General features: G+C 72.9%; 19 protein-coding genes. 11 read left to right on the forward strand and 8 right to left on the reverse strand.

The genetic code is table 11. The features are described 5' to 3' along the window. Positions 1-80: 80 nt before the first annotated feature. Genes AB0F18_RS20990 through AB0F18_RS21010 form a run of 5 tightly spaced genes read right to left on the reverse strand, consistent with a single transcriptional unit; the run spans position 81 to position 4,470 of the window. The gene (locus AB0F18_RS20990; RefSeq protein ID WP_362062832.1) at positions 81-1,013 is read right to left on the reverse strand and encodes a tyrosine-protein phosphatase; all 933 of its coding nucleotides are present in this window, start codon (positions 1,011-1,013) and stop codon (positions 81-83) included. A gap of 29 nt (positions 1,014-1,042) precedes the next feature. Next, positions 1,043-2,125, reverse strand: a complete 1,083-nt coding sequence (locus tag AB0F18_RS20995) for a nitronate monooxygenase (protein WP_362062901.1) — start codon at positions 2,123-2,125, stop codon at positions 1,043-1,045. A 16-nt stretch (positions 2,126-2,141) separates the two neighbouring features. Beyond that, a complete protein-coding gene (locus AB0F18_RS21000) occupies positions 2,142-2,870 on the reverse strand; it encodes a CoA-transferase (RefSeq protein WP_362062834.1) in 729 nt (242 codons plus the stop codon). Further along, the gene (locus AB0F18_RS21005) at positions 2,867-3,718 is read right to left on the reverse strand and encodes a CoA-transferase (protein WP_362062836.1); all 852 of its coding nucleotides are present in this window, start codon (positions 3,716-3,718) and stop codon (positions 2,867-2,869) included. Before AB0F18_RS21005 ends, AB0F18_RS21000 begins: the two co-directional genes overlap by 4 nt. Continuing rightward, positions 3,715-4,470: an enoyl-CoA hydratase family protein gene (locus tag AB0F18_RS21010; RefSeq protein WP_362062838.1), complete on the reverse strand. Its 756-nt coding sequence runs from the start codon at positions 4,468-4,470 to the stop codon at positions 3,715-3,717. Before AB0F18_RS21010 ends, AB0F18_RS21005 begins: the two co-directional genes overlap by 4 nt. Before the next feature lie 56 nt (positions 4,471-4,526). On the opposite strand from AB0F18_RS21010, the gene AB0F18_RS21015 reads away from it, so the two are divergent. The 4 genes from AB0F18_RS21015 (at position 4,527) to AB0F18_RS21030 (ending at position 7,987) form a co-directional block, all read left to right on the forward strand. After that, positions 4,527-5,315, forward strand: a complete 789-nt coding sequence (locus AB0F18_RS21015) for an SDR family oxidoreductase (protein WP_362062840.1) — start codon at positions 4,527-4,529, stop codon at positions 5,313-5,315. Position 5,316: 1 nt separating this feature from the next. Next, positions 5,317-6,225 (forward strand): SDR family oxidoreductase, encoded by a 909-nt coding sequence (locus AB0F18_RS21020; RefSeq protein WP_362062842.1) that lies wholly within the window; start codon positions 5,317-5,319, stop codon positions 6,223-6,225. Between the two features lie 362 nt (positions 6,226-6,587). After that, positions 6,588-7,226: a DUF4360 domain-containing protein gene (locus AB0F18_RS21025; protein ID WP_362062844.1), complete on the forward strand. Its 639-nt coding sequence runs from the start codon at positions 6,588-6,590 to the stop codon at positions 7,224-7,226. Between the two features lie 71 nt (positions 7,227-7,297). After that, on the forward strand, positions 7,298-7,987 hold the full coding sequence (locus AB0F18_RS21030) for a DUF4360 domain-containing protein (RefSeq protein WP_362062846.1): 690 nt from the start codon (positions 7,298-7,300) through the stop codon (positions 7,985-7,987). A gap of 150 nt (positions 7,988-8,137) precedes the next feature. Here the strand turns inward: AB0F18_RS21030 and AB0F18_RS21035 are convergent, their stop codons facing one another. Further along, entirely contained in the window at positions 8,138-8,821 is a 684-nt protein-coding gene (locus tag AB0F18_RS21035; RefSeq protein WP_362062848.1) for an HAD family acid phosphatase, read from the reverse strand. Positions 8,822-9,025: 204 nt separating this feature from the next. Here AB0F18_RS21035 and AB0F18_RS21040 point away from each other — a divergent pair, with 204 nt between their 5' ends. The 5 genes from AB0F18_RS21040 (at position 9,026) to pepN (ending at position 14,905) form a co-directional block, all read left to right on the forward strand. Then, positions 9,026-9,844, forward strand: a complete 819-nt coding sequence (locus AB0F18_RS21040; protein WP_362062850.1) for a serine protease — start codon at positions 9,026-9,028, stop codon at positions 9,842-9,844. A 228-nt stretch (positions 9,845-10,072) separates the two neighbouring features. After that, positions 10,073-10,729: a response regulator transcription factor gene (locus tag AB0F18_RS21045; protein ID WP_362062852.1), complete on the forward strand. Its 657-nt coding sequence runs from the start codon at positions 10,073-10,075 to the stop codon at positions 10,727-10,729. Between the two features lie 16 nt (positions 10,730-10,745). Further along, positions 10,746-11,894 carry a histidine kinase gene (locus AB0F18_RS21050; RefSeq protein WP_362062854.1) on the forward strand — a complete coding sequence of 383 codons (1,149 nt, stop codon included), beginning with the start codon at positions 10,746-10,748 and terminating at the stop codon, positions 11,892-11,894. Positions 11,895-11,963: 69 nt separating this feature from the next. Continuing rightward, positions 11,964-12,302 carry a chorismate mutase gene (locus AB0F18_RS21055; RefSeq protein WP_362062856.1) on the forward strand — a complete coding sequence of 113 codons (339 nt, stop codon included), beginning with the start codon at positions 11,964-11,966 and terminating at the stop codon, positions 12,300-12,302. Between the two features lie 95 nt (positions 12,303-12,397). After that, complete coding sequence (gene pepN, locus AB0F18_RS21060) at positions 12,398-14,905, forward strand: aminopeptidase N (RefSeq protein ID WP_362062858.1); 2,508 nt, start codon at positions 12,398-12,400, stop codon at positions 14,903-14,905. On the opposite strand, the gene AB0F18_RS21065 is transcribed toward pepN, so the two are convergent. Then, the gene (locus tag AB0F18_RS21065; RefSeq protein ID WP_362062859.1) at positions 14,902-16,725 is read right to left on the reverse strand and encodes a hypothetical protein; all 1,824 of its coding nucleotides are present in this window, start codon (positions 16,723-16,725) and stop codon (positions 14,902-14,904) included. The two genes, pepN and AB0F18_RS21065, sit on opposite strands and share 4 nt — an antisense overlap. 330 nt (positions 16,726-17,055) lie before the next feature. On the opposite strand from AB0F18_RS21065, the gene AB0F18_RS21070 reads away from it, so the two are divergent. Continuing rightward, positions 17,056-18,429, forward strand: coding sequence for an aminotransferase class V-fold PLP-dependent enzyme (locus AB0F18_RS21070; protein WP_362062903.1), 1,374 nt, complete (start codon positions 17,056-17,058; stop codon positions 18,427-18,429). After that, positions 18,426-19,835: a SidA/IucD/PvdA family monooxygenase gene (locus AB0F18_RS21075; protein ID WP_362062861.1), complete on the forward strand. Its 1,410-nt coding sequence runs from the start codon at positions 18,426-18,428 to the stop codon at positions 19,833-19,835. Before AB0F18_RS21070 ends, AB0F18_RS21075 begins: the two co-directional genes overlap by 4 nt. Positions 19,836-19,898: 63 nt before the next feature. Here the strand turns inward: AB0F18_RS21075 and AB0F18_RS21080 are convergent, their stop codons facing one another. Next, positions 19,899-21,704 (reverse strand): 5'-nucleotidase C-terminal domain-containing protein, encoded by a 1,806-nt coding sequence (locus tag AB0F18_RS21080; protein ID WP_362062863.1) that lies wholly within the window; start codon positions 21,702-21,704, stop codon positions 19,899-19,901. Positions 21,705-21,816 lie beyond the last annotated feature (112 nt).

Consider the following 21,816-nt stretch of genomic DNA (forward strand, 5'->3'; position numbering starts at 1 on the left):
CTGAGCCCCGTACCCCCGAGGGACATCACGCCGACGACGCCGGGCGCAGTGCCGCCCGGCGTCGTCGCGTGTCCCGGCGGTTAGCGGACCAGCTTGTTCTGGAGCTGCGCCAGCGTCCGCAGGTCCAGCCCCAGACCGTCCGTCAGATACCCGTAGAAGCTGCCGTAGTCGGCCTCCATCCGGGCGGTCGCCGCATCCAGGTAGTCCTGCCGCACCTCCTGGAGCGGGATCAGCAGGTCCGGGTTCTGCATCCGGCCCGACTGCTTGAGGCCCGCGCGCACCTGGGCGTCGTACGCCGCGCGGAAGGTGTTCGAGGCGAGGTAGTCGCTCTCGGCGGTCTCCCGCGGCACGGCCAGCGCCCGCAGCAGCACGTAACTCATCCACCCCGTCCGGTCCTTCCCCGAAGTGCAGTGGTAGAGCAGCGGACCCTGGTCGCCGGCCGCGATCTCCCGCAGCGTCGCCGCGAACTGCGCCCGGTTCCCGGGGCTCGTCACGAACGTGCGGTACACGTCCCGCATGTAGGCCTCGGCCCGCCCGCCGCCGAGCATCTCCTCCTGCTTCACGGGGTCGCCGCTGGATATCGCCCCGACGAGGGTGGCGTACAGCCCCAGGTCGCTGACCGGACGGGAGGTGGCGGCGAGCCCCGGCGGCAGCCGGTCGGCGCCGTCGTACTGGACCTCCATCGGGATGCGGAAGTCGACGGCCTTCGTGAGGCCGAGACCGGCGACGGTGGTGATGTCCGCCGCGGTCAGCCTGCTGAGAGCATCGGAGCGGTAGACCAGCCCCTGGCGGACCAGGCCGCCGGTGTACGTGGCGTACCCGCCGACGTCCCGGAAGTTGACGGCTCCCTGGAGGGGGATCTGCCGGATGGCCTGGGACTGGGCGATCTGCAGGTGCCGGGTACGGGCCGCCGTCGCGGGTGCCGCCGACGCGTACGCGGCGGCGGGCAGGGTCCCGAGGGCGAGCGCGGCGGCGGTCGCCGCGGTCGCCAGGCGGATTCGGACACGTCTCATACGGGCGACTCCTGTGAAGGAGAAGGGGATCACCCTGGTGGTGGCAGGGTGCCGAGCGGGTGCGGACCAGTCGCGTGCAGCCGGTCCAGCACGGTGTGCGCCTCGGCCATGACGCGGGCGACGAGCTCCGCACACGACGGCAGATCCTCGATCACCCCCGCGACCTGGCCCGATGCCATGACACCGAGGTCCGTACGGCCCTCGACCATGGACGCCTTCAGGAGCATCGGGGTGTTCGCGGCGAGCAGGACCTGGCTCCAGGACAGGTCCTTGCCGTGCTTCATCGCCAGGCCGTCGCGCACCATCCGGGACCACGACAGCCCGGACACCTTCCGGAACCCGGCCGCGTGCCGCACCGCCCGGGCCAGCGCCCGCGCACGGCCCGCCCGCTCCAGGGAGGCCACCAGCTCGGTGCGCAGCATCCGGTGCGGCAGCCCGTCCACGGCCGTGGTGACGGTGACGTCCTTGACGCCGGCCTTCAGGTACTCGGCCTTGACGGCGTCCGGGACGGTCGAGTCGGAGGTCAGCAGGAACCGCGTGCCCATGGCGATCCCCGCGGCCCCGTACGCCAGCGCCGCCACCAGGCCGCGCCCGTCGTGGAAGCCGCCCGCCGCGACCACCGGGACGTCGACGGCGTCGACCACCTGCGGCAGCAGTACCGACGTGGCCACCTCCCCGGTGTGCCCGCCGCCCTCCCCGCCCTGCACGATCACCGCGTCGGCGCCCCACGCCGCGACCTTCTCGGCGTGCCGGCGCGCCCCCACCGAGGGGATCACCACCACCCCGGCGTCCTTGAGCCGGGCGATCAGCTCCCGGGACGGGGCCAGCGCGAAGGAGGCCACCCGCACGCCCTCGTCGATGATCAGCCGGACGCGTTCGCCCGCGTCCCCGGCGTCCGCCCGCAGGTTGACCCCGAAGGGCGCGTCCGTACGGGACCTGACCTCCTGGACCGCCGCGCGCAGCTGCTCCGTCGTCATCGTCGCCGACGCCAGGATGCCCAGCGCCCCGGCCTCCGCCGCCGCCGACACCAGGCGCGGGCCGGCCACCCAGCCCATGCCCGTCTGCACGATCGGGTACCGGACCCCGACCAGCCGGGTGAACGCCGTCTCCAGCTCGCCTGCCGCCATGTCAGCCCCGTACTTCCCGGTCGCGCAGGCCCTTCGGGTCGATCACCTCGCGGATCAGCCGCAGCTCCTCGGCGGTGGGTTCGCGCGTGTACGGGACCTCCTCGCCGACCGCCAGCTCGAACCCGGTGGCCGCCCGGACCTGTTCGACGCCGACCCCCGGGTGCAGGGAGGCCAGCCGCATCGAGCGGTCCGGGCCGCCGAAGTCGAAGACCCCGAGGTCGCTGACCACGCGCGGCAGCCGGTGGAAGCGGGTGGCCGAGGGCCCCGCCGCCCGCGCCCGGTCGTACCCGACCCCGCTGACCATGTCGACGCGCTCGACGAACACCCTCGGGGAGTGCCTGGGCACCCAGTAGCTCACCGGGTTGTTGAGGGTGTTGACGGGCGCGCCGCGCACCCCCAGCAGCTGGCGCGCCGGGCGCTCCCAGTCGCCGATGCAGGAGATGTTCTGGTTGCCGTACCGGTCGATCTGGCTCGCGCCCATCATCACGTGCCGCCGCCCGCCGGTGACCATCGTCAGGTGGCGGCGGTAGGGGAGCCAGCCCTCCACCGTCCCGTCGAGGCCGACCAGCATGGCCTCGCCGTCGGTCAGCAGCAGGTCGGGGGAGAAGGTGCGCTTGGCCAGGCGCGCACCGAAGGAGGGGATCAGGCCCATCGGGCTGGCGAGCACCTCCCCGTCGCCGCGCCAGGCCTCGGCGCAGGCGATCACGCAGTACTCCGCGCGACTGGTCATCGCTGTTCCTCCTGCCAGGTGCGGACGGCGTTCTGGTAGTCGTGCTCGCCCGCCCCGGAGAGGAACCGGGCGGCGAACTCGGGCCATGGGGTGGTCGCGTACAGCTTCTGGAAGGCCTCGTCGCGGTCGTAGTCGGGGACGCAGGAGGTGAAGTGCGCCCCGTTCGGGGTCTCCACGACGCCGGTGACGGAGTGCCGGCTGACGAGGAGGGACTGCGGGGGGCCGGACTTGGCGAGCTCGGCGCTCTCCACCAACTGCTCGCAGGAGACGTACGCGGTGTCGGCGGCCTCGCAGAACAGGTCGTCGAAGTACGGGTCGGGGCCCAGGTACCGGCCGTTGCCGAGGCGGTCGGCGCGGTTGAGGTGGACCAGGGCCGCGTCCATGCGCAGGGCGGGGACGGCGACGAACTCCTCGCCGTCGGCGTAGGGGGAGGTGACGGTGCGCAGCTCGGGGTTGACCCGCATGACGTCGGAGCCGAGGCCGGCGCGGACGGGCAGGAAGGGGAGGCGGTTCGCGGCGGCGTGCAGGCCCCACATGAACATGGCCTCGTCGTACTCGGTGAGGGCGAACGCGCCGCTCTCGCGGGCGGCCCGGAAGTGCGGCTCCAGCGGGATGGAGTCCAGGGTGGCGAAGGGGGCGATCAGCCGGCGGATGCGTCCGGCGGCGGCCAGCAGCCCGACGTCGGGGCCGCCGTACGAAATCACGGTCAGATCGGTGATCTCGGAGCGGAGCAGCGCTCGCACCAGGGCCATCGGCTTGCGCCGCGAGCCCCAGCCGCCGATGCCGAGGGTCATTCCGCTGCGCAGCCGTCCGACGACCTCGTCGGGGGTCATGGTCTTGTCCGTCATGCGCTCTCCTCCTGTGCCTTCCCGAAGGTGTCGCGGACCCGGTCGGCGACCCCGCTGAGGTTGGCCTCGAAGGTGAACCCCTGCTCGAAGCGGTAGCTGCGGCGCACGTCGACGGGGTCGATGCCGTTGATGGCGGCCTTGGCCAGCCGGATGAGGGTGCCGTCCTTCTTCGCGATCTCGGCCGCCAGCTCCAGGGCGGCGGCGGACAGCTCCGTGCGGGGGACCACCTTCCAGACCGAGCCGTGGGCGTGCAGTTCGGCGGCGGTGGCGGTGCGCGAGGTGTAGTAGAGGGCGCGCATCAGGTGCTGCGGGACGAGTCGGGCCAGGTGGGTGGCGGCGCCGAGGGCCCCCCGGTCCAGTTCGGGCAGGCCGAACACGGCGTCGTCGGAGGCGACGATCGCGTCCGCGTTGCCGGCCAGGCCGATGCCGCCGCCCAGGCAGAAGCCGTGCACCGCCGCGACCACCGGCACCTCGCACTCGTACACGGCGGCGAAGGCCTCGTAGCAGCCGCGGTTGGCGCCGATGAGGGCGCCGTGGCCGCTGTCGCGCTGCATCTCCTTGATGTCGACCCCGGCGTTGAAGCCCCGGCCCGCGGCCGCCAGGACCACGCAGCGGACCTCGGGGTCGCGGCCGGCGGCGCGCAGCGCGTCGGCGAGCTCGTACCAGCCGTGCACAGGAAGGGCGTTGACGGGCGGGAAGTCCACTGTGACGAGTGCGATGCCCATGTCCGGGCTGGAGGTGGAGACACCCATGAGCGGATCAGCTACCTTTCCACCAAACATTTGTTAGGTGAGGAAGGTAGCAGCCGATGGAGCTCAAGGGGAGGGTCGTGGTCGTCACCGGCGGAACCCGGGGCGTGGGCGCCGGGATCGCCCGGTCGTTCCTCGCGGCCGGGGCGGAGGTCGCCGTCTGCGCCCGCCGCCCGCCGGACGGCCCGGTGGCGCAGGACGGACGGGAGGCCGCCTTCACGTCCGTGGACCTGCGCGATCCGGACGCCGTCCAGGAGTTCCTCGGCGCGGTCGCCCGGCGCCACGGGCGGCTCGACTGCCTGGTGAACAACGCCGGCGGGACCCCGTACCGGCTGCTGGGGGAGGGCGGGCCCGAACGGCACGCGCGGGTCGTCGCCCTCAACCTGGTGGCGCCGATGACCGCCTCGCTCGCCGCGTACCCGTGGCTGCGGGAGAGCCGCGGCTCGGTCGTGATGATCGGCAGCGTCAGCGGGACCCGCCCTTCGCCGGGCACGGCGGCGTACGGGGCGGCGAAGGCGGGCCTGGAGAACCTGGCCCGCTCCATGGCCGTGGAGTGGGCCCCCGAGGTGCGGGTCAACTCGCTGGTGCTCGGCATGGTCCGCACCGAACTGGCCCACCTGCACTACGGCGACGAGGCGGGAGTCGCGGCGGTCGGCGCGACCGTGCCGCTGGGCCGGCTGGCCGAGCCCGCGGACGTGGGCGAGGCGGCCGTGTTCCTGGCCTCGGACCGGGCCGCGTACGTGAGCGGGGCGAGCCTGCTGGTGCACGGGGGCGGGGAACGCCCGGCGTTCCTGGCGGCGGCGACGGCCAACCGGACGGACTCGACGGCGAAGACGGAGGAGAACTGACATGGGCATCGCGGACGGACGAGTGGTCGTCGTGACGGGCGCCGGCCGGGGGCTGGGCCGCGCCCACGCGCTGGCCTTCGCGGCGGAGGGCGCGCGGGTCGTCGTCAACGACCTCGGGGTCGGACTCGACGGGCTGCCGGGCCCCGGGAGCCCGGCCGCGCGGGTGGCGGAGGAGATCCGGGCGCTCGGCGGGGAGGCGGTGGCCCACGGCGGGGACATCGCGACGGGGGAGGGGGCGGCCTCGCTGGTGGAGTGCGCCCTGGACGCCTTCGGGCGGCTGGACACCCTGGTCAACAACGCCGGGTTCCTGCGGGACCGGATGCTCGTCAACCTGGGGGAGGACGACTGGGACGCGGTGATGCGGGTCCACCTCAAGGGCCACTTCCTGCCGCTGCGGGAGGCGGCCGCGTGGTGGCGGGCCGAGGCGAAGGCGGGGCGGCCGGTGGCGGCCCGGGTCGTCAACACCTCTTCGGGGGCGGGGCTGCTGGGTTCCGTCGGGCAGGGGAACTACAGCGCGGCCAAGGCGGGGATCCTCGGCCTGACGCTGGTCGCGGCGGCCGAGATGGGACGGTACGGGGTCCAGGTCAACGCGATCGCCCCGGCCGCGCGGACCCGGATGACGGAGGAGACCTTCGCCGCGACGATGGCCGCCCCGGCCGAGGGGGCCTTCGACGCGATGGCGCCGGAGAACGTGTCCCCGCTGGTGGTGTGGCTGGGCTCGGACGCCGCCGCCGGGGTCACCGGCCGGGTCTTCGAGGCGGAGGGCGGGCGCGTCACGGTCATGGAGGGCTGGCGCCCCGGCCCCACCGCCGACCGGGGCGCCCGCTGGACCCCGGCGGAGGCGGGGGAGGCCGCGCAGAAACTCCTCGCCGCAGCGGAGCCACCGCTGCCGGCGTACGGGTCCCGGTAGCCGGTGGCTCCGCCGGGGCTGCCGGGGTCGCCGCTGCGCGGGGCTGGTCCCCTACCCGCCCTTCCTCCCCCAGCGGTAGCTGGGGGAGAAACGGTGAAGGGGCGGGGCGGGGAGACGGCTCCGCGCAGCGGCCCCCCGGGCACGCGGGGCGGTTCCGGACATCGTGCCGGGGGGCGGGGCCGCCACCCGGGGGCGACCGGCCGATGGGCGGGCCGGGCCCCGGCCGAGGGTCGTGGGAACCGGCCAGCGGCGACGCCCCCGCACCCCGGAGGCAGCCCTTGGCCGTATCGGGCCGTTCCCCGCCCCCCACCCCCGTGGTGGCATGTGCATGCCCAACTCCACCACGTGAAGGGAGACCACCCATGCCCCTCCGCAGACTGGCCATCGGCGCCGCCGTCACGGCGCTGTCGGCCCTCGCCGCCCCCGCACAGGCGGCGGTCCCCCCGCCCGGCCGCGTCACCGTCGAGGTAGCCGGCGTCAACGGCTCCGGCTGCCCCCAGGGGACCGCCGACGTCGCCGCGGCCTCCGACAACACCGCCTTCACCGTCACCTACAGCAACTACCTCGCCCAGACGGGCGCCGGCTCCGGCGGGACGGAGTTCCGCAAGAACTGCCAGCTCGCCCTGCGGATCCGCGTCCCCCAGGGGTTCACGTACGCCATCGCCCGCGCCGACTACCGCGGCTTCGCCCACCTCCAGCGCGGCGCCTACGGTCAGCAGCGCGCGAACTACTACTTCCAGGGCAACGCCCAGACGGCCCGCAGCACCCACCAGTTCAACGGCCCCTACACGGACAACTGGCAGGCGAGCGACCAGACCGACTACGCCGACCTGGTCTGGGCCCCCTGCGGTGAGGAGCGCAACCTCAACGTCAACACCGAACTGCGGGTCTACGGCGGCACGTCCAGCCCGCAGAACCTCAGCTTCATGAGCATGGACTCGACGGACGGCAGCGTCAGCACGGTCTACCACTTCGAGTGGAAGGAGTGCCCCGCGGCCTGATGCGGGGCGCCCGCAGCACACCCCCCGGCCCCAGGCCGGGACCCAGGAGTCAGGAACCAGGAGTGACAACGATGTCTCATTCCCTGTCCCGCACCCTGCTCACCGCCGGTGCGGCCGCTGCCCTGATCGCCGCCTCCGCCCCGGCGGGAGCCGCCGTCCCGGGCCGCGGCGGCCGGCCGCCGATCACCGTCCCGCCCGACAAGATCGTCATCGAGCTCGCCACGGTGAACGGCTCCGGCTGCCGGGAGGGCACCGCGGAAGTGGCCGTCGCACCCGACAACACGGCCTTCACCGTCACCTACAGCGACTACCTCGCCCAGGTCGGCCCCGGCGCCCCGCCGACGGCGTTCCGCAAGAACTGCCAGCTCAACCTCCGCGTCCACGTCCCGAGCGGGTTCACCTACGCGATCGTCCAGGCGGACTACCGCGGGTTCGCGTTCCTCCAGCCCGGAGCCTGGGGCCAGGAGAGGGCGAACTACTACTTCCAGGGGATGCCGCAGACGACCCAGCGCACGCACCAGTTCAACGGCCCGCTCAACGACAACTGGCAGACCAGTGACAAGACGGAGTACGCGGACCTCGTCTGGTCCCCGTGCGGGGAGAAGCGCAACTTCAACATCAACACCGAGCTGCGGGTGAACGCCGGCACCTCGAACCCGCAGACGGCCACCAGCTTCATGGCCATGGACTCCACCGACGCCAGCGTGAGCACGCTCTACCACCTCGCCTGGCAGACCTGCCCCGCGCCGAGGAAGGCGTAGCGGTCAGGGAGGAGCGAGCGGCCCGGAAAACGGGCACCGGGCCCGGCCCCCTGGCGAGGGGCCGGGCCCGGCACTCGTGCGATGGGATATGACTACCCGCTATACCGCCGATTCGAACCGCCTCCGGCGCACGAATCGGCGGCCGCCGGGTCAGGAGAGCTTGCCGCCGTAGTCCGGGAGCTTGACGGTGCGCTCGGCGTGGCCCCCGGCCAGGTCGCTCTCGTTGTTGCCGATGTTGGCGATGATCGTGTAGCCGCGGGCCTCGATCTCGGCCCGCTTGGCCGTCTTGTACGCGCTGACCTGGCTGAACAGGGCCGGCAGGTCGCGCACGTACAGCCCGGTCACCGGGTAGCCGACCGCCTTCAGGTTCCGCTCGGTCAGGGAGTACACGATCCCGGGGCGGGCGGTGACGAAGAAGATCGCGACCCCGCGCTGGTTCGCGTACTGGGTCAGCGCGCGGACCTTCTCGATGGCCGGGGTCGGGAAGGTCCAGAACCAGTGGAAGTCGGTCTCCAGGGAGGAGTTGTCGATGTCGAGGACGATCGCGGGCTTCTCGCCGGCCGGGGAGGCCGCGATCCGCTGCTCGATGGCGGGGCGGGCGGCGTCGACGACCGCGGCCACGTCGCGCTGCCAGGTGGCGTAGTCGATCCCGAGGATCGCCGCGTTGCCGCCCGGCGCGGAGGCCGTGACCGCCGCCGGGGCCGGAGCCGGCGCGGGAGTGGCGGCCGGGGCCGCGACGGCGGCGCCGGCCGGCAGCAGGGTCATCACGGCGGCCGCTGCGGCCACGCCGGCGGCGGCGGTACGGGACGTGCGGGTGCGGCGGGTGCTGCGCATGTGGGGGCGCTCCTCGGTCACGACTTGACATGTACGTGCCCAGGGTTGGCCAGAATCCCATCTGTGTCTACTGGCCGGTAGGAAACTTTTCGTGGCCGCCGGGTGAATCTCCGTGGCGGCACCGCCGGGTGGCGGAGATTGTCCGAAAACACGTTCTTGTTGCGCCCCCGGACGCAGAGGTGTCATGGACTCGTCATTCATCGGATGGCGCGCACAGCCCAACCCCCCACGAAAGGCAGTGTGTCGACCGTGCCCACCCTCGCCAAAACCCTCAAGCGCGGCCTCGCCGTCGCAGCCGTCGCCCTCGCCGCCGTCAGCCTCCAGCCCGCCGGCGCCAGCGCCTCCCCGACCCCCGTCGTCGGCGGAACCCGCGCCGCCCAGGGCGAGTTCCCCTTCATGGTCCGCCTCTCCATGGGCTGCGGCGGCGCCCTCTACACCCAGCAGATCGTCCTCACCGCCGCCCACTGCGTGAACGGCTCCGGCGACAACACCTCCATCACCGCCACCGCCGGCGTCGTCGACCTCAAGAGCAGCAGCGCGATCAAGGTCAAGTCCACCAAGGTGCTCCAGGCCCCCGGCTACAACGGCCAGGGCAAGGACTGGGCCCTCATCAAGCTCGCCCAGCCCGTCAACCTCCCCACCCTGAAGATCGCCGACACCAAGGCCTACGACAACGGCACCTTCACCGTCGCCGGCTGGGGCGCCACCCGCGAAGGCGGCGGCCAGCAGCGCTACCTCCTCAAGGCCACCGTCCCCTTCGTCTCCGACGCCGCCTGCCAGACCGCCTACGGCAGCTCCCTCGTCCCCTCCGACGAGATCTGCGCCGGCTACGACCAGGGCGGCACCGACACCTGCCAGGGCGACTCCGGCGGCCCCATGTTCCGCCGCGACGACACCAACGCCTGGATCCAGGTCGGCATCGTCAGCTGGGGCGAGGGCTGCGCCCGCGCCGGATACCCCGGCGTCTACACCGAGGTCTCCACCTTCGCCGCCGACATCCGCAACGCCGCCGCCGGCCTGTAACCCCACCGCAGCACCGGGCCGCGGCCCCACCCCGTCCCACCCACGCACCTCGTCCTTCCGGCCGGACCCGAACCGGCCGGAAGGGCGAGGCCCCCCGCCGTCCGGTTGCGGCCCGCCGCACCCCCGGGTCCCATGGGAGGGCACCTCCAGGCGCCGTCCCGGCGCCCGCCCGGCACCGGCCGGAGGAGGTCCACCGGCGGCAGCGGGCGACAGTGGGGCAGGCAGCGCATGACGATCACCGTGGTCATCGCGGACGACCAGGACATGGTCAGGACCGGATTCCGGATGATCCTCGAAAGCCAGCCCGACATGAAGGTCGTCGCCGACGCCGCCGACGGCCAGGCCGCCCTCACCGCCGTCGCCGAACACCGCCCCGACGTCCTCCTCCTCGACATCCGCATGCCCCGCCTCGACGGCCTCGAAGTCACCCGCCGCCTCTCCGGCCAGGACACCCCGCGCATCGTCATCGTCACCACCTTCGACCTCGACGAATACGTCCACGCGGCCCTCCACGGCGGCGCCTGCGGCTTCCTCCTCAAGGACGCCAGCCCCGCCATGCTCGTCGAAGCCGTACGCGCCGCGGCCGCCGGCGACGCCCTCGTCTCACCCGCCATCACCGTGCGCCTCCTGCGCGAGATGGCCCCCCGCATGGCCGGCCCCCAGGCCGCCCGCCGCCCCTCCGAACCCCTCACCGAACGCGAACAGGACGTCGTACGCTGCCTCGCGCGCGGACTGACCAACGCCGAGATCGCCGCCGAGCTCTACGTCTCCCTGTCCACCGTCAAAACCCACCTGGCCAACGTCCAGGCCAAGCTCACCGCCCGCAACCGCGTCGAGATCGCCGCGTGGGCCTGGGAAAGCGGCACCGCCGCCGGCGCCGCGTGAACCCCCGGCCAGCCCCGTGAGCCCCCTCGCCTCCTGGGCCCGCCGCCACCCCCGCGCCGCCGACGGGATCCGGCTGCTGCTCCCCGTCCTCCTCCTCGCCCTCGTCACCTTCGAAGGCATCGTCCTGGCCCGCCAGCCCAGCCCCCCGCACGCCACCGTCTGGGCCTCCGGCATCCTCGTCTGCCTCAGCGCCGCCCCCTGGCCCGGCCTGCCCCTCCTCGCCCGCGCCTGGTTCGCCGCCGCCACCACCTGGACCGTCACCCTCCTGCTCGTCCTCGGCCACCGGCCCACCGTCGTCTGGGGCGCCGGCGAGGCCATCGCCCTCCTCGTCCTCCTCTCCCAGGTCCTGCTGCACGCCCGCGCCCGCACCGCCGCCGTCCTCGGCCCGCTCCTCGGCCTCGGCTGCATGGCCGTACCCGTACGCGACAGCGACCCCGGCCGCTTCACCCTCCTCTTCTCCGTCCTCGCCGTCGTCGTCACCGCCTACTCGCTCCTGCTGCGCCTGCAGTCCGTCCAGCGGCTGCGCGAACTGCACGCCGTACGCACCGCCGAACGCCTCGAACTCGCCCGCGAACTCCACGACCTCGTCGCCCACCACGTCACCGGCATCGTCGTCGAGGCCCGCGCCGCCCGCTTCACCCGCGTCACCGCCGAACGCGCCGCCGAGGTCCTCGGCCGCATCGAAACCGCCGGCGACGAGGCCCTCGGCGCCATGCGCCGCCTCGTCCGCGTCCTGCGCGAGGACGACGGCACCACCACGGCCCCCGCCACCACCCCAGTCGCCCGCCTCGCCGACATCCGCGACCTCACCCGCCGCTTCACCGGCCCGCCCGTCGTCCTCTACATCGAACAGGGCCTGGAGGACCGCATCCCCGGCGACGTCGCCGCCACCGCCCACCGCATCGTCCTCGAAGCCCTCACCAACATCGGCAAACACGCCGCCACCGCCACCGCCGTCCGCATCGGCCTGCGCACCGTCCCCGCAGGCCTCGAAGTACGCGTCGCCGACGACGGCGGACACCCCGCCCGGCTCTCCGAGAAGGCCCGCGGCGGAGGCTACGGCCTCGCCGGAATGACCGAACGCGCCGAAGCCCTCGGCGGCCGCCTCACCGCAGGCCCCGCCCCCGAAGGCGGCTGGCTCGTCACCGCCACCCTGCCCCTGTGACCTCTGGCCCGTCTCACCCAGCGACATGCCAGGGATGACACGCGCACCCGCCACGTAAGCTCGTTGACCATGAACACCAGCGACCGTGACAGCGGCACCGACCCCGCCGCGATCGACGAGAACGTCACCGCCGAACTGGCCCGCCTGCGCGACAGCATCGACAACATCGACGCGGCCGTGGTCCACATGCTCGCCGAACGCTTCAAATGCACCCAGCAGGTCGGCCACCTCAAGGCCCGCCACCACCTGCCCCCCGCCGACCCCGGCCGCGAGGCCAGCCAGATCGCCCGGCTGCGCCAGCTCGCCGAGAACGCCAAGCTCGACCCGGCCTTCGCCGAGAAGCTCCTCAACTTCATCATCGCCGAGGTCATCCGCCACCACGAGACCATCGCCGCCGGCGAGGACTGACGGCCCCCGGGGCGGGAACCCCACCCCGCCCCGACCGCCCCGACCGGCCGGAGGACCCCTAGGACAGCGGCCCCCCATCCGGCAGCATGGGCCCCATGTCCGCACTGACGCGCAACGAAGCGCAGCTCCGAGCCCAGCTCCTCGACGTCCACCACTACGCCGTCACCCTCGACCTCACCACCGGCGACGAGACCTTCGACTCCACCACCGTCATCCGCTTCAGCGCCCGCACCCCCGCGGACACCTTCGTGGAACTGAAGCCGGAGGAACTGCGCTCCGCCACGCTCGACGGCCACCCCCTCGACCCCGCCGCCCTCACCGGCAACCGCCTCCCGCTCACCGGCCTGGCCGAAGGCCCCCACGAACTGCGCATCGACGCCCGCATGCGCTACTCACGCACCGGCGAGGGCCTCCACCGCTTCACCGACCCCGCCGACGGCGAGACGTACGTCTACACCCAGATGTTCATGGACGACGTCCAGCGCGTCTTCCCCGCCTTCGACCAGCCCGACCTGAAGGCCGTCTTCACGTTCACCGTCACCGCCCCCGCCCACTGGACCGTCCTCGCCAACGGCATCACCACCCGCACCGGCGACCGCGAGGGCGACGGAGCCGGCATCTGGACCTCCGCCCCCACCCCCGTCATCTCCACCTACCTCGCCGCCGTCGCCGCCGGCCCCTGGCACAGCGTCACCACCGAACACGCGGGCCTCCCCTTCGGCATCCACTGCCGCAAGTCCCTCGCCCCCCACCTCGACGCCGACGCCGACGAGATCCTCTCCGTCACCACCGCCTGCTACGACCGCTACCACGAGAAGTTCACCGAGCCCTACCCCTTCGACTCCTACGACCAGGCCTTCGTCCCCGAGTTCAACGCCGGCGCCATGGAGAACCCGGGCCTGGTCACCTTCCGCGACGAGTTCGTCTTCCGCTCCGCCGTCACCGACACCGAACGCCAGCGCCGCGCCATGGTCATCGCCCACGAGATGGCCCACATGTGGTTCGGCGACCTCGTCACCCTCGCCTGGTTCGACGACATCTGGCTCAACGAGTCCTTCGCCGAGTACATGGGCTACCAGACCCTCACCGAAGCCACCCGCTTCACCGGCACCTGGACCGAGTTCGGCATGGAACGCAAGCCCTGGGGCTACGCCGCCGACCAGCGCCCCTCCACCCACCCCGTCGCCCCCGGCCCCGACGACGTCCCCGACACCGCCTCCGCCCTCCTCAACTTCGACGGCATCTCCTACGCCAAGGGCGCCTCCGCCCTGCGCCAGCTCGTCGCCTGGCTCGGCGAGAAGGACTTCCTCGCCGGCATCAACACCCACTTCGCCCGCCACAAGTTCGCCAACGCCACCCTCGCCGACTTCGTGGACTCCCTCGCCGCCCACACCGACCGCGACGTCCACGCCTGGGCCGACATCTGGCTGCGCACCACCGGCATCGACACCCTCACCCCCCGCATCCAGGAGAGCACCGGCGGCTGGACCCTCACCGTCGACCGCCACGGCAGCCGCCCCCACCACATCACCGCCGGCACCTACGTGCGCGCCACCGACGGCCTCCTGGAACGCACCGCACTCCTCGACCTCGACGTCCCCACCGACGAGGTCCTCTCCGCGAGCGGCCCCCGCCCCGACCTCCTCGTCCTCAACGACGGCGACCTCAGCTACGCCAAGGTCCGCCTCGACGAAACCTCCCTCGAAACCGCCCTGCGCGACCTCTCCCGCATCCCCGACCCGCTCACCCGCGCCGTCGTCTGGGGCTCCCTGCGCGACATGGTCCGCGACGGCGAACTCGAACCCGCCGCCTACCTCCTCACCGCCGAGGCCCACCTCCCCGACGAGAGCGACCTCGCCATCGTCCAGGGCGTCCTCGCCTTCGCCCGCCACCACGTCGCCGACCTCTACACCGCCCCCGCCGAACGCACCGCCGCCCTCGCCACCCTCACCGGCATCGCCCGCAACCTCCTGCGCCGCACCGAGGACGGCGCCGAACCCGGCCTGCGCCTGGCCGCCGTACGGGCCCTCATCGACAGCGCCACCCAGCCCGACACCATCGCCGCCTGGCTCGCCGACGGCACCGTCGCCGGCGGCCCCGAACTTGACCCCGAGCTGCGCTGGCGCATCCTCGCCCGCCTCGCCGTCCTCGGCGCCGTCGACGAGACCGCCATCGACGCCGCCCTCGCCGCCGACCCCAGCGCCACCGGCCAGCAGGGCGCCGCCCGCTGCCGCGCCGCCCTGCCCACCGCCGAGGCCAAGGCCGCCGCCTGGCAGCGCCTCTTCCACGACGACAGCCTGTCCAACTACCTGTTCAGCGCCACCGCCCAGGGTTTCTGGCAGCCCGAACAGACCGAACTCGTACGGGACTACGTCACCCGCTACTACCCCGACGCCATCGCCGTCGGAGCCCGCCGCGGCCCCGCCATCGGCGAGGCGGCCGGCCGCTGGGCCTTCCCCGTCCACCACGTGGACGAGACCAACCTCCAGGCCGGCCACGTCGCCCTGGAGGACCCGGAGATCACCCCGATGATGCGCCGCGTCCTCGTCGACCAGCTCGACGACCTCGCCCGCACCCTCCGGGTCCGCGGCGCGACCGCCTAGCGCAGACAGCCGACGATCTGCACCGACACCTGGGCACTGGCCGTCAGGCCGCTGCCCGGATCGGTCGCCGTGAACACCAGCGGATACGTTCCGTCGGGCAGCAGCGGAACCACGAAGCTGCCCGACGGGCCCGCCCCCACCGCCACCGGCCCGTTCGGCCCCTTCACCTGCCAGGACGTGTACTGCGGATCGGTGATGGCCCGGTCACCGGGCCGCGTCCGCGCCGAGCCGGCGAAGCTCTCCTCACACCCGCGCCGCAGCTTCCCGCCGCCACCCGGCTGCCGGATCGCCACCGCCGGAGGCTGCGGCTGCCCAGGAGCGCTCGTCGACGGCTGCGGGTTCCCGCCGTTCGTGGGGCGGCCGGGGGAGGGGGAGTTCGGGGAGCCGGACGAGGGCGGGGCACTGTGACCCGTGGACGGCGACGGCGACGGAGACGCGGACGGAGAGGCGGAGGGGGACCCCGACGCCGGAACGGAAGGATCCGTCACCCCCGGCACCGAAGGGACGTCCGGCCGCCCCACCGACGTCGGCGCGGGCCCCTTCGACGGCGAGGTCGCCTTCGCGTCGATCGTCGCGCACACCGCACTCGCGATCAGCGGCTGGGCGTCCGGTACCGAGGAGGGACGCAGCATCTGGTCGTCCCCGCCGTGCGCCTGGGCGTCCAGGTAGACGTTGCCCGTCGAGGTCTCGGCGTCACTGTGCTCCACCCACGCCGAATCGTGGTACAGCCCGCCCGCCTTCTGCTGGTTCACCCCCGTGACGTGCCACTCCCGCACCCGGCCACCCGACGGCGTACCCGCCACCGCCGGGCCGTCCGTCCCGGCGAACAGCCAGCCGTCCCCGAAGTACCGCTGCGGCGCCTCCAGCGCGCCGGTCTCATTGGCCGCCGGGAAGTTGAAACCGCCCCCGAGCAGCAGCCGGTTCTTCGGACAGCCCACCGTCGCCTGCGCGCTGCCGCCCGCGGCGACCGCCACCCGGGCCGTCACCACCGACACGCTCTTCAGCCGCACGCACACCGGCCGCACCCCGACCGCGAAGTTCGCCTGCGGCGGCTGGGGAGCCACGAGCTGCGTCATGCGCAGCACGTCCGTGGAGTCCTTCAGCGGGAACGGACGGGAACTCAACTCCGTACCCGGATTCACCCTCACCACGAAATCACTGCCACCGCCGGCGGCGCCGCCCGGACCGGGCACACCCGCCTGGGGCGTCAGCCGGTCCAGCGGAACCGGCGCCACCGGCCGCCCCGGCAGGACCCGGTCGGCCTTGAACTCACTGCCCACCATCGTGAATCCGCCGGAACAGTGCGGGGTGGCCACGGTCGTGGTCGTCACCCCCTTGAACGGGCCCTCGGTCGTCACGTCGTGAATGCCGCCCGGACCGGCGAGCTTGTTCGACTTGTCCAGGAACGCGTACGCGTTCCACTGGAAGTCGAGGCCGCCCTGCATCTCCGGCTTCGCGTTCACACACAGCGCGGAAGACGTCAGCGTCGACGGGGCGTCACCCGGGTTGAACGCCGACGCCAGCCACGCACCCCCGATGAAATGGCTGTTCGTCGCGAAACCCGACCCGGCGATCGCATACCCGCCCCCCAGCGCCGTCTCGTGCGGCAGACACCCCGCGACCGTCAGCCGCTCCCCGCCCGCCGGAACCGACACCGACGTACTGCGCTGGACCACCACCACCGGCCCGGGCCCCTGCGAGGTCCACCACACGCCCGCGCCGGCCGCGCCCGCGACCACCACGGCCCCCGCGGCGACCACCGCCGCCGTCTTCCCGCCGACGGCTCCGACCACCTTCGCCAACACTCCGGATCCAGCCATCGGGTCCCCTCCCGCAGAGCACGCGCGCCCCGTGCCGACCGCACTGTAGCCCCGCCACGACCTGCATCACAGAGCCCCGAACCCCAAGACTTCCCCATCCCTTTCCAGCCACCCCCACCCCACCCGCAGGCCCACCGCCGTGCACCCCCGCCCCGGCAGCCGTACCGGCCGGACTGCCGGAAATCACCCCCGTCGCCCCCCGGCGGTTACCCCATTCGTGTCCGATCGTTGTACCGCCCGGGTGTCCCGCCCGGCCTCGGCCACCGAGCAGCCGCCCCCAGGCGCGGACCCCCACCCCCGTCCAGCCCCGGAGGCCCCATGACCGCGCCGCTGCCCCCGCCCCCGCTCGCCGGCGGACGGGCCGGCGCCGACGCCCTGCGGCCCCTCCTCGACACCGTCCTGACCGCCCTGCGCACCGGAGCCGCCGAACGCGGCGGCCCCCTCCCCGCCGGCGGACCCCACACCACCGCCGCCCGCGTCCGCGCCGCACTCGGCGACGTCCTACCCGCCCACGGCACCGGCGACCACGAAGCACTCACCACCCTCGTCCACACCCTCAGCGCGGGCGCCGCCGACCCCGCCGACCCCCTCTGCGCCGCCCACCTCCACTGCCCCCCGCTCGCCGTCGCCGCGGCCGCCGACCTCGCCGTCAGCGCCCTCAACCCCAGCCTCGACTCCTGGGACCAGGCCCCCGCCGCCTCCGCCATCGAGGAACACCTCACCACCGCCCTCGCCGCAGAGCTCTACGACACCCCCCACCCCGACGCCCTCCTCACCACCGGCGGCACCGAAGCCAACCAGCTCGCCCTCCTCCTCGCCCGCGAACGCCACGGCCCCCGCCTCACCGTCATCCACGGAGCCAACGCCCACCACTCCATCCCCCGCGCCGCCTGGCTCCTCGGCCTGCCCCCCACGCACACCCTCCCCACCCCCACCGGCACCCTCGACCCCGCCACCCTCGACGCCGCCCTCACCCACACCCCCGGCCCCGTCCTCGTCACCGCCACCGCAGGCACCACCGACGCCGGACTCATCGACCCCCTCCCCGCCCTCGCCGACGTCTGCGACCACCACGGCGCCGAACTCCACATCGACGCCGCCTACGGCGGAACCCTCACCTTCAGCCCCCACCACCGCCCCAAGCTCACCGGCCTCAACCGCGCCCGCTCCCTCACCCTCGACCTGCACAAACTCGGCTGGCAACCCGTCGCCGCAGGCCTCCTCGCCGTCCCCGACACCAGCCTGCTCGCCCCCCTCGCCCACCAGGCCGACTACCTCAACCCCACCGACGACACCGAAGCCGGCCTCCCCGACCTCCTCGGCCGCTCCCTGCGCACCACCCGCCGCCCCGACGCCGTCAAGATCGCCGCCACCCTGCGCTCACTCGGCCGCGACGGCCTCGCCCGCCTCATCGACCGCACCTGCGCCACCGCCCGGCACCTCGCCGACCTCCTCGACGCCCACCCCGGGTTCGAACTCCACGCACACCCCACCATCACCACCGTCCTCTTCCGACCCACCCCCACGGACGACGACCGGCTCGCCACCCTGCGCCGCACCCTCCTCCACGACGGCACCGCCGTCCTCGGCCGCGCCACCGCCGACGGCCGCCTCTGGCTCAAAGCCACCCTCCTCAACCCCCACACCACGGCCCGGGACCTGGACACCCTCATCGCCCACCTGGAAGGCAGAACCCACCGATGACCGCCCAGCACGATGCACCCCACGACCTCGTCGGAATCGGCATCGGCCCCTTCAACCTCTCCCTCGCCGCCCTCAGCCACGGCCTCCCCGCCCAGGGCGCCGACCGCCTCGCCACCGCCTTCTACGACCAGCGCCGCGACTTCCGCTGGCACCCCGGACTCCTCATCGACGGAGCCACCCTCCAAGTCCCCTTCCTCGCCGACCTCGTCACCCTCGCCGACCCCGCCAGCCCCTGGACCTTCCTCAACTACCTCAAGCACAAGGAACGTCTCTTCCCCTTCTACTTCGCCGAGCAGTTCCACATCCAGCGCGCCGAATACGACGCCTACTGCCGCTGGGTCGCCGGCCGCCTGCCCGGACTCCACTTCGGCCACCAGGTCGACGCCGTCCGCTGGAACCCCGAACGCGACCTCTTCGAAGTCGACTACACCCAGCTCGACGCCGACGGAGAAGCCGAAGCCCTCGGCCGCACCTACACCCGCAACCTCGCCCTCGGCATCGGCACCGCCCCCTACGTCCCCGAACCCCTGCGCCCCCTCGCCGACGCCCCCACCGTCCCCGTCATCCACTCCGCCGACTACCTCGACAACCGCGCCCGCATCCTCGGCGCCGAACACGTCACCGTCATCGGATCAGGCCAGTCCGGAGCCGAGGTCTTCCTCGACCTCCTGCGCGCCCGCCCCGCCGGCCGCGAACGCCTCACCTGGCTCGCCCGCACCCCCTCCTTCGCCCCCATGGAGTACTCCAAGCTCGGCCTCGAACACTTCACCCCCGACTACACCCGCTACTTCCACTCCCTCCCCGAACCCGTCCGCGACCGCCTCGTCCCCGACCAGTGGCAGCTCCACAAGGGCATCGACGCCACCACCATCGCCGCCATCCACGAAGAGCTCTACCGCCGCACCCTCCACGGCGGCTGGCCCGACACCGTCCTCACCCCCGGCGTCACCGTCCGCACCGCCGGCCGCGTCGCCACCACCAAGGTCGAACTCCACCTCGAACACACCCAGCAGGGCACCCGCTCCCGCCTGACCACCGACGCCGTCGTCCTCGCCACCGGCTACAAGGAACGCCCCCTGACCAGCCTCTTCGCCGGCCTCGACCCCTACATGCGCAAGGACTCCTCCGGCCGCCCCCGCATCGACGACCGCTACCGCATGGTCCTCGACCCCTCCGTCAGCGGAACCGTCTTCGTCCAGAACGGCGAACGCCACACCCACGGCGTCGGAGCCCCCGACCTCGGCCTCGCCGCCTGGCGCAGCGCCGCCATCCTCAACACCCTCACCGGCAAGGACCCCTACCCCCAGCCCGACCGCACCGCCTTCACCACCTTCGGCCTCGAACAACGCGAACACACCCGCCCCCGCCCCGCTGTCGACCTCCTCCCGCTCGTCGACCACCCCTGAACGCACCCGGGGCCGGGCCCCGCCACACGGCGGAACCCGGCCCCGAACGACAGACGCGCAGTACTAGAACACCGGCACCCCGGCCCGCGTCAGCTTCCAGTCCACCGAAGCGAACTGCGCCGGGTCGATCGTCCCCTTCGCCTTCACCCACTGGATGATCGTGTTGCGGATCTCCTCCGAGTTCGCCCACAGCTGCTTCGCCTGCGGCACGTGCGGGAAGTTGCCGCCACCCGAAGCCCGGTAGTTGTTCACCGCCAGCACGAACCGCGCCGCCGGATCCACCGGCTTCCCCTGGAACGACAGCCCCGAGATCCGCGAACCCTTCGGCTGCGCGATGTCGATGTCGTACGACAGCCCGTACACCGCGTCGTAGTTGTAGTCCGGAGTCGCCTCCGCATTCGTGATCTTCGCCGGGTCCACCACGTCACCCGGCGCCGTCTGCACGTAATACCTCGCCGAGTACTCCAGGTAGTCCTTCAGCTGCGCACCCGTCAGCAGACGCGCCTCCAGGGTGTTCTCGAACGGGTACAGGCCCGCCGCGTCCTTGATCGTCACCTGGCCGGCCGGGATCGACGCCGTCCGCGAGAAGCACGAGGCCTGCGACAGCACCGGCAGCGCCGCCCACTCCGTACCCGCCAGAGCACCCTTGACCGTCTCCGCCTGCACATGGTTGATCAGGTCGATGATCGGCACGTCCTTCACCGGACCGTCCGCCGAGGACATCGCCACCTTCGAGGTGCCGATCACCTGGTTGACGTACGCCACCACCTTGCGGTGCTCGTCCGACAGCAGGTTCACGATCTTCGGGTCCTCGGCGGCCGTGTTCGAGTTCAGCACCTTCGCCGACACCTTCGCCACCGACCAGCGGCCCCGCTCCCACGCCAGCTCGAAGTCGAACAGCGTCAGCCGCTGCCCCCACTTCAGCGGCTCCGACAGCACCACGTCCTTGCCGGTCGCCTTGTTCTTCACCCGGTACTCCGGGATCTCCGTGTGCGCGTGACCCACCAGGATCGCGTCGATCCCCGGCACCTGCTCCGCGACCAGACCCGCCGCGTTCTCGATGTACGGCAGCTGGTCACCGTAGGAGGACATACCGCTCGACCCCGAGTGCGCGGACACGATCACCACGTCCGCACCCATCGACCGCAGCCGCGGCACGTACTTCGCCGCCTGTTCCTCCAGACCCGGGAAGGTCATCTTCCCCTGCACGTTCGCCTTGTCCCAGATCGCGATCCCCGGGTTCGTCAGCCCCAGCACCGCCACCTTCACGTCCCGCCCGTGCGGGGTCCGCAGCCGGTGCATGCTGTACGGGGCGAACGCCGGCTTCAGCGTCTTCGCGTCCAGGGCGTTCGCCCCCAGCAGCGGGAAGTGGCACTGCTCCTCGAACTTGCGCAGCACCGGAATGCCGTAGTTGAACTCGTGGTTCCCGATCGCCGCCGCGTCGTAGCCGATCGCGTTCATCGCCTGCGCCATCGGGTGCACCGGACCCCGCCGCGCCGTGATCGGGTCCACCTTCGCGTAGTAGTACGACAGCTGCGTGCCCTGGATGGTGTCACCCGCGTCGATCAGGAGGGTGTTGCACCGCCCCTTCTCCGCCCGCACCTGCTCCACCAGCGTCGAGATCTTCGCCAGGCCGACGTCGTTGTGCGCCTTGTCGTCGAACTCCTTGTCCGTGAAGTAGTCCCAGTTGAAGACGTTCCCGTGCAGGTCGGTCGTCCCCATCACGGTGAACGAGTACGTCCGCTGCTTCGCCGACGGCGCACCGGCAGCCGGCGCCGCAGCGGCCGGCGCGGCCGAAGCCCCCGCCAGCGCCACGGCCGCACCCGTCGCGGCCGAAGCCCCCATGAACGTCCTACGGTCGAACCCCATGCCATCTCCCCTAGTCAGGCGTGTGTCAGTACAGCGTCAAAACGCGTGGACAACGCGCGTAGATTCTGACCGATGGGTAACAAGACGCAACACCCCACCCAGGTTTCGATCC

Origin of the sequence: Streptomyces sp. NPDC029216 (assembly GCF_040648015.1) — a bacterium.
In the GTDB taxonomy this organism is placed as follows: domain Bacteria; phylum Actinomycetota; class Actinomycetes; order Streptomycetales; family Streptomycetaceae; genus Streptomyces.